Here is a 13,961-nt window from a genome sequence, read left to right as displayed (position 1 = left end):
AGGACGCCGCCATGGCCTTCCGTCACGCGACGATCGAGAAGAACGTCATCCTGCTGATGGTGCTGACGCTGATCACGGTGTCCATCGGCGGGCTCGTGCAGATCATCCCGTTGTTCGCCGTCGAGTCGACGATCGAGCGCGTCGAGGGGGTCCGCCCCTACTCGCCGCTCGAGCTCGCCGGCCGCAACATCTACATCCGCGAGGGCTGCTACGTCTGCCACAGCCAGCAGATCCGCTCCTTCCGCGACGAGGCGGAGCGGTACGGGCACTACAGCCTCGCGGCCGAGAGCATGTACGACCATCCGTTCCAGTGGGGCTCGAAGCGCACCGGGCCGGACCTGGCGCGCGTCGGCGGCAAGTACTCGAACGAGTGGCACGTCGCCCATCTCGCCGACCCGCGCAGCGTCGTGCCGGAATCGATCATGCCGCCCTACGGATTCCTGCTGAACCGGACGCTGCGGGCGGGCGACATCGCCCAGCACCTGGCGACCAACCGGGCGGTCGGCGTGCCCTACAGCGACGACATGATCGCCGCCGCCACCCAGGACCTGCGCGCCCAGGCCGACCCCGAGGCGGACACGGCGGCGCTGCTGAAGCGCTATCCCAAGGCGGTCGTCGGCGATTTCGACGGCGACCCCAAGCGCCTGACCGAGATGGACGCGCTCGTCGCCTATCTCCAGATGCTGGGCACCCTGGTCAAGTTCAGCGACTACACCCTCAAGGATCTGCAGCAGTAGGAGCCGGCGATGGACCCGACCGAACTTCTCGCCGTCCTGCGGCCGCTCTGGAGCGTGTGGTTCATGCTTCTCTTCGTCGGCATCGTCGCCTGGGCGCTGTGGCCCGGCAACCGCCGGCGGCTGGAAGAGCACGGCCGCATCCCGTTCCGCGACGAGCGCTGATCCCCCTCTCCCGAAAGGCTTCCGAGCCATGCCGACCAAGATCGAGAAGGATGCCGTCTCCGGCACCATGACGACCGGCCACGAGTGGGACGGTATCCGCGAGCTCAACACGCCCCTGCCGAAATGGTGGCTCTGGGTCTTCTACGCCTGCATCGTCTGGTCCTTCGGCTACTATGTGTTCTACCCGAGCCTGCCCGGGGTGACCGGCTGGCTCGGCTGGTCGCAGCGGGCGGAGCTGGAGGAGCGGATGGCGGCCGAACATGCGCGGGTGAAGCCGATGCTGGACCGCATCCGCGCGACCCCGGTCGCCGAGATCGCCCGGCAGCCCGAGCTGGCGTCCTTTGCGGTCGCCGGCGGCCGCGCCGCCTTCGCCGACAATTGCGCGCCCTGCCACGGCGCCGGCGGCGCCGGCGCCAAGGGCGGCTTCCCGTCGCTGGCCGACGACGAATGGATCTGGGGCGGCGATCTCGACGCGATCCAGCGCACCGTGGCCTTCGGCGTCCGCAGCGCGCACGCGGACACCCGCCAGTCGCAGATGCCGCGCTTCGGCCTCGACGGGCTGCTGACCCCGGCGCAGATCTCCGACACGGCGGAGTACGTCCTCTCCCTCTCCGGCCGGTCGACGGTGCCGGCGGCGGCCGAGCGCGGCCGCGCCGTCTACGCCGAGCAGTGCGTCGCCTGCCATGGCGAGGGCGGCCGCGGCAACCAGGAGCTGGGCGCCCCCAGCCTCGCCGACCGCATCTGGCTCTATGGCGGCGACAAGGCCGCGATCGAGCGCAGCATCCAGGCCGCGCGCGGCGGCGTCATGCCGGCCTGGACGGGACGGCTGGACGAGGCGACGATCCGCATGCTGACGCTCTACGTCCACCAGCTCGGCGGCGGGCGCTAGGCCCGCTTCGTCGCCATGAACCACCTCCCCAAGGCCAAGCCCGTCCCGTCCGCCGCCGCGGACGGGACGACGGTCGGCGAGCCGGAGGTCGCGTCGGTCGCATCCCAGCGCGCCGAGGCGCCGCTCTACGCGCATCGGATCAAGGTCTACCCGAAGTCGGTCGCGGGTCCGTTCCGCCGCATCAAGTGGGTGCTGCTGACGGTGTTCCTGGCGATCTACTACCTCGTGCCGTGGCTGCGCTGGGACCGCGGCCCGGGCGCCCCCGACCAGGCGGTGCTGATCGACCTGCCCGGCCGCCGGGCCTATTTCCTGTGGATCGAGATCTGGCCGCAGGAGGTCTACTACATCACCGGCCTCCTGGTGCTGGCGGCGCTCGCGCTCTTCCTGGTGACCAGCCTGCTCGGCCGCGTCTGGTGCGGCTATGCCTGCCCGCAGACCGTGTGGACCGACCTCTACCTGCTGGTCGAGCGCCTGATCGAGGGCGACCGCAACGCCCGGATGCGCCTCGACCGCCAGCCCTGGAGCGCCGGCAAGCTCGCCCGCAAGGCCGCCAAGCACGCCATCTGGCTGCTGATCGCGCTGGCGACGGGCGGCGCCTGGATCCTCTATTTCGTCGATGCGCCGAGCTCGATCGGGCCGATCCTGATGGGCCAGGGCGACGCCGGCGTCTACGTCTTCGTGGCGCTCTTCACCACCACCACCTACCTCCTCGCCGGCTGGGCGCGCGAGCAGGTGTGCACGTACATGTGCCCATGGCCGCGCTTCCAGGCGGCGATGCTGGACGAGCACAGCGTCATCGTCACCTACCAGAAGTGGCGCGGCGACCCGCGCGGCAAGCACAAGGCCGGCACCTCCTGGGAGGGACGCGGCGACTGCATCGACTGCGGCCAGTGCATCGCCGTCTGCCCGACCGGCATCGACATCCGCGACGGGCAGCAGCTCGAATGCATCGGCTGCGGACTCTGCGTCGATGCCTGCGACGGGGTCATGGCCAAGGTCGACCGGCCGCCGCAGCTCATCACCTGGGACACGCTGGCCCGCCAGGACGCCAAGGCCGCCGGCCGCACCGCCGGCTTCCGCTGGTGGCGGCCGCGCGTGGTCATCTACCTCGCCCTGATCGCGGTCGTCGGCAGCGTCATGGTCGCGGCGCTCGCCCTCCGGCCGACGGTCGAACTGTCGGCGCTCCGCGACCGCAGCCCGCTCTGGGTCGTGCTCGCCGACGGGTCGATCCGCAACGCCTACACCCTCAAGATCCTGAACAAGAGCCGCGACGAGGAACGCTACCGGCTGGCCTTCGACGGGCTGCCGCAGGCCCGGCTGACGATCGCCGGCAGCGACGAATCCGATCACACGGTGGCCGCCCATCCCGACGCGGTCGCGACCTATCGCATCTTCCTGTCGGTCCCGGCCGGCGTCCGGCTGCCGGAATCGACCCCGGTGACGCTGACCGCGACCCGGCTGTCGACCGGCGAGACGGCGCGCCGCGACTCCGTCTTCCTCGCCCCGCGGCCCTGACGACCGAGGCCCCCGACCATGACCACCCTTCGCGTTTCCTCCACCGCGCGCCGCGGGTCCTGGATTCCGTGGATCTTCGTCGGCGGCATGCTGCTGGTGGTCGCGGTCAACGCGGTCATGATCCGGCTCGCCGTCGGCACCTTCTCGGGGGTCACGGTCGAGCGGCCGTACGAGCGCGGGATCGCCTACAACACGATCCTGGCGGCGCAGGCGCGGCAGGACCGCCTGGGATGGACCGCCGAGGTCCGCCTGCAGACGACCGGCGGCGGCAGCATCCTGCACCTCGCGCTCCGCGACGCCGACGGCCAGCCGCTGGAGGCCAGCCCGACGCTGCGGCTGGAGCGGCCGCTGGAGCCGGAGTCGCGCATCGAGACGATCCCGGACGGCGACGGGTCGGGCCGCTGGATCGCCCGCCTGGAACGGCTGCGGCCGGGACAGTGGGACGTGACGGTCGACGCCCGGCGCGCCGACGGCCGGCTGCATCTCCGCCGGCGGGTGATGGCCGAGTGATTCCCGAACCGGCCCGCGAGGCGGCTCCGGCCGCCGGCGCCGCGGCGGCGTGCCGCCATTGCGGCCAGCCGCTGCCGGCGGGTGCGGCCGGCGAGTTCTGCTGCACCGGCTGCGCCGCCGCCCGGCAGACGATCGAAGGGCTCGGCCTCGATCGCTTCTACGACCGCTTCGTGCTCGACCCCGCGATGGCGCCGCTCAAGCCGGCCGCCGATGCGACGCTCGACGCCACCGCCTATGCCGAGGCGATCGAGGGCGGCCGCTCGCGCGTCCACCTGATGGTCGACGGGCTGCACTGCGCGGCCTGCGTCTGGCTGATCGAGGGCACCCTGGCGCGCGACCCGCGCGTCCTGCGCGCCCGGGTCAACATGACGACCCGGCGCCTGGTGGTCGAATGGCGGGGACCGCCGGCGCTCGCCGACGCCGTGCTGGCGCCGCTGGTGCGGCTCGGCTTCACGCTGGCGCCCTACGATCCCGGCCGCATGGCCGACGCCGCCGCCCAGACCGAGCGGCGGCTCCTGCAGAGCATGGCGGTGGCGGGCTTCGCCGCCGCCAACGTGATGCTGCTCTCCGTCGCCGTCTGGTCCGGCCTCGTCGGCCGCGAGGCCGGCGGTGGCATGGGCGTCGCCACCCGCGACCTGCTGCACTGGATCTCGGCGGCGATCGCGCTGCCGGCCATCGCCTATGCCGGCCTGACCTTCTTCGAGGGTGCGTGGCGGGCGCTGCGGGCCGGGCGCTCGGCGATGGACGTGCCGATCGCGGTCGGCGTCACCCTGGCGGCGGCGGCCAGCCTCTACGAGACCATCCATTCCGGCACCCACGCCTATTTCGATTCGGCAGTGACGCTGCTGTTCTTCCTGCTGATCGGGCGCTGGCTCGACCAGCGCGCCCGCGGCCGGGCGCGGTCGGCGGCACAGCACCTGCTCGGCCTCGGCGCCCGCGCCGTCAGCCTGCTGCGGCCGGACGGCACGACGGAGCGCCGCGTGCCCGAGGCGGTCAGGCCGGGCGATCGCGTCCTGGTCGCCGCCGGCGAGCGCATCGGCGTCGACGGCCGGGTCGCCGCCGGCCAGTCCGACGTCGACACGGCGCTCGTCTCCGGCGAATCGGTGCCGGTGGCGGTGCGGCCCGGCAGCCTCGTCCATGCCGGCACCGTCAATCTCACCGCGCCGCTGACGCTGGTGACGACGGCGTCGGGCGAGGGCACGCTGCTGGCCGAGATCGTCCGGCTGATGGAAGCCGCCGAGCAGGGCCGCGCCCGGCTGGTCGCGCTCGCCGACCGCGTCGCCCGGATCTACGCCCCGGTCGTGCATGTCGCGGCGCTCGCCACCTTCCTCGGCTGGTGGCTCCTGCTGGCGGCACCCTGGCAGACGGCGATGATGCACGCGGTCGCCGTCCTCATCATCACCTGCCCGTGCGCGCTGGGCCTCGCGGTTCCGGTCGTGCAGGTGGTGACCGGCGGCCGGCTGATGCGGCGCGGCGTGCTGCTGAAGTCGGCGACGGCGCTGGAGCGCCTGGCCCAGGTCGACACCGTGGTCTTCGACAAGACCGGCACCCTGACGGAGGGGCGCCCCGCCCTGCTGCCCGATGCCGGCCGCAGCCCGGCGGACCTCGAGGCGGCGGCCGGGCTCGCGGCATCGAGCCGCCACCCGCTCGCCCAGGCGCTGGTCGCCGCGGTCGGGCGGCCGGTCGCCGCCGCCGCCGACGTTGTCGAGCATCCGAGCCGGGGCCTCTCCTGGGCCGGCCCCGCCGGCGAATGGCGCCTCGGCAGCCGCGCCTTCTGCGGCGTCGGCGAGGCGGTGCTCGAGACCGACCCAGAACTCTTCCTCGTCCGCCCGGGCCGGGCCCCGGTGCGCTTCGCCTTCCGGGACGCGCTGCGCCCCGACGCCGCCAACACCGTCCGCCGCCTGCGCGAGCGCGGGCTGGCGGTGCGCCTGCTGTCGGGCGACCGCGCCCCCGCCGTCGCGCGGGCGGCGGCCGAGGCCGGCATCGGCGAATGGCAGTCGGGTCTCGATCCGGCGGGCAAGGTCGCCGCGCTGGCCGCGCTGGCGGCGGCCGGGCAGCGGGTGCTGATGGTCGGCGACGGGCTCAACGACGCGCCGGCGCTCGCCGCCGCCCATGTCTCGATGGCACCGGCGGCGGCGGCCGACGTCAGCCAGAGCGCGGCCGACCTCGTCTTCCAGGGCGGTCGCCTAGCGCCGGTCGCCGACGCGCTCGATGCGGCCGCCACCGCCGGCGTCCGCATCCGCGAGAACCTGGTGCTGGCGATCGGCTACAACGCGCTCGCCGTGCCGCTCGCCGTCCTCGGCCACGTCACCCCGCTCGTCGCCGCCGTCGCCATGTCGAGTTCGTCGATCCTGGTGATCGGCAACGCCCTCCGGCGGGGCCGCCGATGACCAGCCTCCTCTTCCTGGTGCCGGTCGCGCTCGGCCTCGGCGGCCTCGGCCTCGCCGCCTTCCTCTGGGCGCTGCGCAGCGGCCAGTTCGACGATCTCGACGGCGAGGGGGCCCGCATCCTCTTCGACGACGACCGGTCCAGTCCCCACCCCCACCCCCGTGCCGGCCGCGCCGGCATGGCCAACCCGGGAGAACCCGCATGTCCCCCGTCGCCTCCTTCGCCCTCGGCGCCGTGATCGGCCTCCTCGGCCTCGTCGGCCTCGTCCTCGCCTCGCGCGCCCACGATCCGGAGATGTACGTGGTCGGCCTCGTCTTCGCCGCCTTCGCCGTCGCCTTCGACTTCTGGCTGCTGAAGCGCTGGTACGACCGCGCGACCGGCGATTGAGGCGGGTTGCCGCGGGGCGGCGGGCGCAATATCGTCCCGGCTTCCCTTCCGCCTTCCGGAGCGACCGCCGATGACGACGCAGCCCGTCGACTTCCGCAGCGACAACACCGCCTCCGTGGCGCCCGCGATCATGGAGGCGATCGTCGCGGCCAACCGCGGCACCGCCCCGTCCTACGGCAACGACGAGATGACGCGGTCGGTCGACCGGCGCCTGTCCGACCTCTTCGAGACCGAGGTCCGGGTCTTCCCGGTCGCCACCGGCACGGCGGCCAACGCCATCGCGCTCGCCTCGATGACGCGGCCCTGGGGCGGCATCTACTGCCACGAGACGGCGCACATCCAGACCTCCGAGTGCGGCGCCTTCGAGGCCCAGTCGGGCGGCGCCAAGCTGCAGCTGCTGCCGGGCGCGCAGTACCGCATCTCGGCCGACCGGCTGGCGCGCGCCATCGCCGAGGCCGGCGTCGGCCAGCCGCACAAGCCGCAGCCGGCCGGCGTCTCGATCACCCAGGCGACCGACTTCGGCACCGTCTACCGGCTGGAGGAGCTGGCGGCGATCGGCGAGGTCGCGCGCGCCAACCGCCTGAAGATGCACATGGACGGCGCCCGCTTCGCCAACGCGCTCGACACGCTGGGTTGCACGCCGGCCGAGATGACGTGGAAGATCGGCGTCGACGTGCTGTCCTTCGGCGCCACCAAGAACGGCTGCATGTCCTGCGACGCGATCGTCGCCTTCGATCCCGCGATCGCCCACGAGCTGGTCTTCCGGCTGCGCCGGGCGGGCCATGTCTGGTCGAAGATGCGCTTCGCCTCGGCCCAGCTTCTCGCCTATGTCGAGGGTGGCCTCTACCTCGAGCTCGCCGCCCGCGCCAACGGCCTCGCCCGCCGCCTCGCCGACGGGCTCGCCGCCCTGCCGGGCGTCAAGCTGCACGTTCCGGTCGAGGCCAACGAGGTCTTCGTCGAGATGCCGGAGGCGGCGATCACCCGGCTGGAGGCCGAGCGCTTCCTCTTCGCCCGCCGCGGGCCGAAGCTGATCCGCCTCGTCTGCCGCCACGACGGAACCGAGGCCGAGGTCGACCAGCTGGTCGCCGCCACCCGCCGCCTGCTGCCGCGCGCCGCCGACGTCGCCGCGCTGCCGTAGCGGGCGGCCCGACCGGTGCCGGATGCAGGATTCGAACCCGCGACCTTCGGTTTACAAAACCGCTGCACTACCCCTGTGCTAATCCGGCGGCCGGGAGGAGCGGTCACTTCATAGCAACGGCGGGGCCGGCTGTCCAAGGCGCCGCCCCCGCGTGGCGGGCGAGCGCCTCGATCGCGAAGGCGGTGGTGACGGCCGACGAGCCCCAGTAGGGCGTTCCGACGCCGAAGACCCATGGCCCCCCCGGCCATGCCCCGTCCGGACGCTGCGCCGGGGGGTGGGCCGCGCCGCCCCGGCGGCCCGGCCGGCCCCCCCCCCCCCCCCTTGGCGCGCGGGCCCGCGCGCCGCCGGCGGCCGGCGGCGCGGCCGCCACGTCCGGCAGCGCCGACGCCGGAAAGCCGGCCCGCGCGGCGGCGTGGGCGATCGCGGCCGGGGCGCAGTAGTAGCGCGAGCCGGACGTGCTGCGACGCAGCAGGCCGGCCACCGCCTCGCGCTCGACCGGCGTCGCGGGCTGCCGGAGAAGGTCGAGCGCCAGGACGAGGTTGCAGTTGACCACCGGGTCGTCGCGGGCCGGGTCGGCCCAGGGGCCCGCCGCCCGCCAGGTGCGGAACGGGCCCTCCGGCGGCCGCCAGAACCCCCGCAAGAGCTCGGCATCGGCCGGCTCGGCCGACCCCTCGTGCAGGGCCAGCGCCGCCAGGGCGCAGGAGGTGCTGTCGGAATCCGGCGGCAGGCCGAGCGCCGGGTCGAATTCCCAGAGGCCGTCCGCCCGCCGCTGCGCGCGGACGAAAGCCACGGCGCGCGCGATCCGCGCCGGCGGCAGCAGACGGCCCGCCCCCAGGAGGACATAGGCGGTCGAGAACAGCCCGCTGCTCGGCCGCCAGCCCTGGCGCCGGGTGCCGGTCAGCAGCGGGAAGCTGCCGTCGTCCCGCTGACGGCGCGCCAGGGCGACGAGCCCGCGCGCGATCGCGTCCCCGACCTCGGTCATGCGAAGCGCAGCGGCAGCCGGCGCAACCCGCGCAGCACCGGATGCGGCAGCCATTGCAGGGGCTCGCCCTCGTCGAGGCGAAGGTCGGGCAGGCGCTCTGCCAGGAGCCGGAACATGATCCGCGCCTCCAGCCGCGCGAGCGGGGCACCCAGGCAGTAGTGGATGCCCTGCCCGAACGAGAGGTGCGGGCAGGGCGTGCGGCGGAGATCGAGCCGGTCGGGGTCGGCGAAGACGTCGGGATCGCGGTTGGCGGCGGGAATGAGGATCCGCACCGGCGCGCCCAGCGGCAGGCGGCGCCCGTGCAGCTCCATGTCCGCGGCAGCGAGATGGACCGAGGACAGTTCGAGCGGGCTGTCGTAGCGCAGCAGTTCCTCGACCGCGCCCTCGGCGAGATCCGGGTGCCGACGCAGGAGATCGAACTGCTCCGGATGGCGGAGGAGCGCCATCGTGCCGTTGCCGACGAGATTGACCGTGGTGATGAACCCGCCCAGCAGCAGCAGGTAGACCATTCCGAGCAGTTCGTCCGGCGACAAGCGGTCGCCGTCCTGCTCGGCCTGGACCAGCGCCGTCACCAGATCGTCCCGCGGCTGGCGCCGCCGCTCCTCGAAGATCGCGTGGAGGTGATCGGTGAAGCGCGCCTTCGCCTGCTCCAGGCGCTCGTTCCTGCGGCCGAGGGCCTGGCTCGTCGACAGGGCATGGACGAAGGTGCGGAACCGCCCGATGTCGCCGACCGGGACGCCGAGAAGCTCGGTGATGACGGTGATCGGCACGACCGCCGCGAAATCGCCGATCAGCTCGATCCGGCCGTCCGGGCGGGCGCGGTCGAGGAGCTCGCCCGCCAGCGCCTCGACCCGGCCGTCGAGCCGCTCGACGGTCCGGGGCGTGAAGGCCTTGCTGACCAGGCGCCGCAGCCGCGTGTGGTCGGGCGGGTCGAGTTCGACCAAGTCCGGCCCGAACCCGCGAGCCGGCCGGGCCGGCGGCGGGGCGCGGCCGTTCGCCCGCGCGAGCCCGGCGGGGCCGCTGACGAAGCGCGGGTCCTTGAGGACGGCCGTGGCCGCGGCGTGCCGCGTGACCAGCCAGGTCGTGCCGAGCCCGGGCCATTCGAACCGGACGACGGGGCCGACCTTCCTCAGCCGCGCATAGAAGGGATAGGGATCGGCCTTGGAGAGGACGGCAGGCCGGGGCTCCGCCTCCGGCGGGGCCGGGGGCGGGGACGGCGGGCGGGGTGGCGGAGCCGACAGATGGAACGCCATGATCTCCAGGGCCTTGGCCTCGACCAGCCACACCGCGCCCAGGACGGCCGCGAGCAGGAGAGGATTCTGGACCGCGAGCGCCAGGGCAAGCGCGATCGGCCAGGCCACGCAGTAGAACTCGTAGAGCGTGGCGTAGGAGAGCGGGTCGAGCCGATGCCCGCGGCGGCGCGACAGCGCCAGGAGGGGCAGGACGGCGAGCGGCGCCAGGACGACGGCGGGACTGGCGACCGCCATCAGCATGACCGCCGCCGCCGCGGTCGCGAGTTCGGCCGGAAAGACGGCGCGCCGCACCAGGTCGCGGAGCCGGTCCGCCCCTTCCACCGTGGCGACCGTCCGGACGCCGGCCCGGCGGTCGTTGCGCCGGTCGAGGATCTGGTGGATCGCGATGAAGCGGAGCCCGAGCAGGGAACCATGCAGGACGAGCAGGACCGCGACCCAGTCCCAGGCGCCCAGCGCCTGGAATATGGCGGCGAACGGCAGCGTGCGCTGGGCGAGGGTGGCGGCGAGCCAGCCCCAGTAGCCCCGCTCCTTCAGGCGGCCGGGCGGCAGCGAGTAGACGGTCGCGATCGCCAGCGCCGCCGCCGTCAGCGCGGCCGTGCCGAGGTCGAAGACCAGGAGGGCGAGGAGACCGGCTCCGGCGGCGGGCAGCGCCACCGCCGTCAGCGCGGCCCCCTCGCCCAGGCTCGCGATCAGCCGCTGCTTGCCGGCGGCCCGGTCCGCCTCCCGGTCGGCGTAGTCGTTCACGATGTGGCCGAATGCCGCATAGAGGCAGAGGAGCAGGACCAGCGCCGCCGCCTCCGCGAGGTCGGCGGCATCCGGCGGACCGCGCTCGCCGAGCCCGTAGAAGACGGCGACGAGATAGGTCGGCAGCTTGGACTGGGCCCAATCCCGCCATCGCACGAGATGGAGCAGGTCGGACCAGGGGCCGGACAGGGCGAGGACGGGCAACCGCGATCCGAGGGTTGAGGGCGATGCCTCAACTCTAGCCACGCGCGGCCGGCATGAGAAATCGCCATTGACGGCCGCTTCCCCGAAGGCGTAGCCACCGCGGCGGGACACGCCCCCCCACCGGGGCGCAGCCATTCTGGAAGGGATCGGCCGACATGACGACGCCCGCAGTCCGACCTGCGAACCCCTGCTTTTCTTCCGGCCCCTGTGCCAAGCGCCCGGGCTGGAACCTCTCCGAACTGAACGACGCCTTCCTCGGCCGCTCGCACCGGGCCAAGACCGGCAAGGCGAAGCTGAAGGAAGTGATCGACCGCAGCCGCGCCCTCCTGCGCATGCCGGCCGATTGGCGGCTGGCGGTCGTGCCCGCCTCCGACACCGGCGCCGTCGAGATGGCCCTGTGGTCGCTGCTCGGCCCCCGCGGCGTCGACGTGCTGTCCTGGGAGAATTTCGGCGAGACCTGGGAAGCCGACATCCTGAAGCAGCTGCGCCTGACCGACGTGCGGACGTTCCGCGCCCCCTATGGCAGCCTGCCGGACCTGACCCAGGTCGACTGCGACCGCGACCTCGTCTTCACCTGGAACGGCACGACCTCCGGCGTCTGCCTGCCGGACGCCGACTGGATCCGGCCGGACCGGGCCGGCCTCGCGATCTGCGACGCGACCTCGGCCGCCTATGCCATGGAGCTGCCCTGGGACCGGCTCGACGTCGTCACCTGGTCCTGGCAGAAGGCGCTGGGCGGCGAGGCCGCGCACGGCATGCTGGCGATCTCGCCGCGCGCCGCCCGGCGCCTCGAGCAGCACAAGCCCGCCTGGCCGATGCCGAAGCTCTTCCGCCTGACCTCGGGCGGCAAGGTCAACGAGGGCATCTTCCAGGGCGAGACCATCAACACCCCCTCCATGCTCTGCGTCGAGGACGCGATCGACTCCCTGAAATGGGCCGAGCGGGCGGGCGGGCTCGACGGGCTCGTCGCCCGCTCCAAGGCGAACTTCGCGGCACTCGCCGCCTGGGTCGAGCGCACGCCCTGGATCGACTTCCTCGCCCGCGACCCGGCCAGCCGCTCCTGGACGTCGGTGTGCCTCGCCATCGTCGACCCGTGGTTCGCGGCCCAGCCCGACGCCGCCCAGCAGGCCGTCGTCAAGGACCTCGCCCGGCGCCTCGAGCAGGCCGGCGTCGCCTACGACATCGCCGGCCACCGTGCGGCGCCGGCGGGGCTGCGCATCTGGTGCGGCGCCACCGTCGAGACGGCCGACGTCGAAGCGCTCTGCCCGTGGCTCGACTGGGCCTGGGCGAGCCTGCCGCGCGCCGCCGCCGCCTGAGCACCCCCTTCCCCGCTCCCACGGCCCGGCCGACCGGCCGGGCCGCCGCTTCCCATTCCCCCGAGAGATGACGGACGACCACCATGCCCAAGGTGCTGATCGCCGATTCCCTGTCCCCGCGCGCGGTCGAGATCTTCCGCCGCCGCGGCATCACGGTCGACGTGAAGACCGGCCTCAAGCCGCCGGAACTGCGCGCCATCATCGGCCAATATGACGGCCTCGCCGTGCGTTCGGCGACCAAGGCGACGCGCGAACTGCTGGCCGAGGCCGACCGGCTCAAGATCGTCGGCCGGGCCGGCATCGGCGTCGACAACATCGACGTCGGCGCCGCCACCGCCCGCGGCATCGTCGTGATGAACACGCCCTTCGGCAATTCCATCACGACCGCCGAGCACGCGATCGCGCTGATGCTGTCGCTCGCCCGCCAGATCCCCGCCGCCGACCGCTCGACCCAGGCCGGCAAGTGGGAGAAGAACCGCTTCCTCGGCGTCGAGGTCACCGGCAAGACCCTGGGCGTCGTCGGCTGCGGCAACATCGGCGCCATCGTCGCCGAGCGCGCGCTCGGCCTGAAGATGAAGGTCGTCGCCTACGACCCGTTCCTGTCGGAGGAGCGCGCCCGGACGCTGGGGGTGGAGAAGGTCGACCTCGACCAGCTCTTCGCCCGCGCCGATTTCGTGACCCTGCACACGCCCCTGACCGAAGCCACCCGCAACATCATCGACGCCGAGGCCATCGGGAAGATGCGGCCCGGCGTGCGCATCATCAACTGCGCCCGCGGCGGCCTGATCGACGAGGCGGCCCTGGTGGCGGCGCTCGACTCCGGCCGCGTGGCGGGCGCCGCGATCGACGTCTTCGCCGTCGAGCCGGCGACGACGAGCCCGCTCTTCGGCCGCGACGACGTCATCGTCACCCCGCATCTCGGCGCCTCGACCGGCGAGGCGCAGGAGAACGTCGCCCTCCAGGTGGCCGAGCAGATGTCGGACTTCCTGCTGACGGGGGCCGTCGTCAACGCCATCAACATGCCGTCCGTCTCGGCCGAGGAGGCGGCGACCCTGCGCCCGTACATGCGCCTGGCCGAGCTGCTCGGCAGCTTCGCCGGCCAGCTCACCGAGGAGCCGATCGACGCCGTCGAGATCAGCTTCGAGGGCGAGGCCGCGGCCATCAACACCAAGCCGGTGACGGCGGCGATGTTGACCGGGCTGCTGGCGCCGCAGCTCGAGAGCGTCAACATGGTGTCGGCCCCGGTCATCGCGCGCGAGCGCAACATGAAGGTGACCGAGGTGACGGGGGCCCGGACGCCCGACTACCAGACGCTGGTCCGCGTCTCGGTCACCTGTGGCGAGCGCCTCCGCACCGTCGCCGGCTCGCTCTTCGGCGGCGCCAAGCCGCGCGTGGTCGAGGTCCAGGGCATGGTCTTCGAGGCCGAGCTGGACGGCCCGATGCTGTTCGTCCGCAACCGCGACAAGCCGGGCTTCATCGGCGCGCTGGGGCGGACGCTGGGCGATGCCGGGGTCAACATCGCGAGCTTCCACCTCGGCCGCACCGCGCCCGGCGAGGACGCGATCTGCCTCGTCCAGGTCGACCAGCCGATCGAGGAGGCGCTGCTCGCCGCCGTCCGCGCCCTGCCGCACGTCGTCCAGGCCAAGACCATCCGCTTCTAGCCCGCCCCCCGATCCCGCTATAACCGGGGTGACCGTCGGGTGCCCGACCCGGCGGATGGGGGGCAGGCCGGGCGA

Annotated in this window: 13 protein-coding genes and 1 tRNA gene; 11 read left to right on the top strand and 3 right to left on the bottom strand. The window is 73.5% G+C overall.

All coding sequences use genetic code 11. The features are described 5' to 3' along the window. The first annotated feature begins 11 nt into the window (after window positions 1–11). The 9 genes from ccoO to ACE3Q3_RS05490 all read left to right on the top strand — a co-directional run bounded on the left by ccoO (window position 12) and on the right by ACE3Q3_RS05490 (window position 7,726). Window positions 12–737 (top strand): cytochrome-c oxidase, cbb3-type subunit II, encoded by a 726-nt coding sequence (gene ccoO / locus ACE3Q3_RS05530; protein WP_374443156.1) that lies wholly within the window; start codon window positions 12–14, stop codon window positions 735–737. A 9-nt stretch (window positions 738–746) separates the two neighbouring features. Further along, entirely contained in the window at window positions 747–899 is a 153-nt protein-coding gene (locus ACE3Q3_RS05525; protein ID WP_374443153.1) for a cbb3-type cytochrome oxidase subunit 3, read from the top strand. A gap of 28 nt (window positions 900–927) precedes the next feature. Then, window positions 928–1,788, top strand: a complete 861-nt coding sequence (ccoP, locus tag ACE3Q3_RS05520; RefSeq protein WP_374443149.1) for a cytochrome-c oxidase, cbb3-type subunit III — start codon at window positions 928–930, stop codon at window positions 1,786–1,788. A 15-nt stretch (window positions 1,789–1,803) separates the two neighbouring features. Further along, window positions 1,804–3,303 carry a cytochrome c oxidase accessory protein CcoG gene (ccoG, locus tag ACE3Q3_RS05515; RefSeq protein ID WP_374443146.1) on the top strand — a complete coding sequence of 500 codons (1,500 nt, stop codon included), beginning with the start codon at window positions 1,804–1,806 and terminating at the stop codon, window positions 3,301–3,303. Between the two features lie 18 nt (window positions 3,304–3,321). Continuing rightward, window positions 3,322–3,813, top strand: a complete 492-nt coding sequence (locus tag ACE3Q3_RS05510) for a FixH family protein (protein ID WP_374443139.1) — start codon at window positions 3,322–3,324, stop codon at window positions 3,811–3,813. Further along, window positions 3,810–6,203 carry a heavy metal translocating P-type ATPase metal-binding domain-containing protein gene (locus ACE3Q3_RS05505; protein ID WP_374443136.1) on the top strand — a complete coding sequence of 798 codons (2,394 nt, stop codon included), beginning with the start codon at window positions 3,810–3,812 and terminating at the stop codon, window positions 6,201–6,203. Before ACE3Q3_RS05510 ends, ACE3Q3_RS05505 begins: the two co-directional genes overlap by 4 nt. Continuing rightward, the gene (gene ccoS, locus ACE3Q3_RS05500; RefSeq protein WP_374443131.1) at window positions 6,200–6,439 is read left to right on the top strand and encodes a cbb3-type cytochrome oxidase assembly protein CcoS; all 240 of its coding nucleotides are present in this window, start codon (window positions 6,200–6,202) and stop codon (window positions 6,437–6,439) included. The genes ACE3Q3_RS05505 and ccoS overlap by 4 nt, the downstream gene beginning before the upstream one ends. Further along, entirely contained in the window at window positions 6,403–6,588 is a 186-nt protein-coding gene (locus ACE3Q3_RS05495; RefSeq protein WP_374443128.1) for a hypothetical protein, read from the top strand. The genes ccoS and ACE3Q3_RS05495 overlap by 37 nt, the downstream gene beginning before the upstream one ends. Window positions 6,589–6,658: 70 nt before the next feature. Further along, window positions 6,659–7,726 carry a low specificity L-threonine aldolase gene (locus ACE3Q3_RS05490; protein WP_374443126.1) on the top strand — a complete coding sequence of 356 codons (1,068 nt, stop codon included), beginning with the start codon at window positions 6,659–6,661 and terminating at the stop codon, window positions 7,724–7,726. Window positions 7,727–7,742: 16 nt separating this feature from the next. Here ACE3Q3_RS05490 and ACE3Q3_RS05485 read toward each other — a convergent pair. The 3 genes from ACE3Q3_RS05485 to ACE3Q3_RS05475 form a co-directional block, all read right to left on the bottom strand. Beyond that, window positions 7,743–7,814: transfer RNA gene (locus ACE3Q3_RS05485), tRNA-Thr, on the bottom strand. A 15-nt stretch (window positions 7,815–7,829) separates the two neighbouring features. After that, window positions 7,830–8,708 carry a prenyltransferase/squalene oxidase repeat-containing protein gene (locus ACE3Q3_RS05480; RefSeq protein ID WP_374443123.1) on the bottom strand — a complete coding sequence of 293 codons (879 nt, stop codon included), beginning with the start codon at window positions 8,706–8,708 and terminating at the stop codon, window positions 7,830–7,832. After that, complete coding sequence (locus tag ACE3Q3_RS05475; RefSeq protein ID WP_374443119.1) at window positions 8,705–10,909, bottom strand: cytochrome P450; 2,205 nt, start codon at window positions 10,907–10,909, stop codon at window positions 8,705–8,707. Before ACE3Q3_RS05475 ends, ACE3Q3_RS05480 begins: the two co-directional genes overlap by 4 nt. 155 nt (window positions 10,910–11,064) lie before the next feature. On the opposite strand from ACE3Q3_RS05475, the gene ACE3Q3_RS05470 reads away from it, so the two are divergent. Further along, window positions 11,065–12,225 (top strand): phosphoserine transaminase, encoded by a 1,161-nt coding sequence (locus ACE3Q3_RS05470; protein ID WP_374443116.1) that lies wholly within the window; start codon window positions 11,065–11,067, stop codon window positions 12,223–12,225. An 83-nt stretch (window positions 12,226–12,308) separates the two neighbouring features. Beyond that, the gene (gene serA, locus ACE3Q3_RS05465) at window positions 12,309–13,886 is read left to right on the top strand and encodes a phosphoglycerate dehydrogenase (protein WP_374443113.1); all 1,578 of its coding nucleotides are present in this window, start codon (window positions 12,309–12,311) and stop codon (window positions 13,884–13,886) included. Window positions 13,887–13,961: the final 75 nt, after the last annotated feature.

Source organism: Allostella sp. (assembly GCF_041913585.1).
Classification (GTDB): domain Bacteria; phylum Pseudomonadota; class Alphaproteobacteria; order ATCC43930; family Allostellaceae; genus Allostella.
The sequence above is the reverse complement of the archived record's forward strand: the minus strand, read 5'-3'. Positions and strand labels throughout refer to the sequence as shown.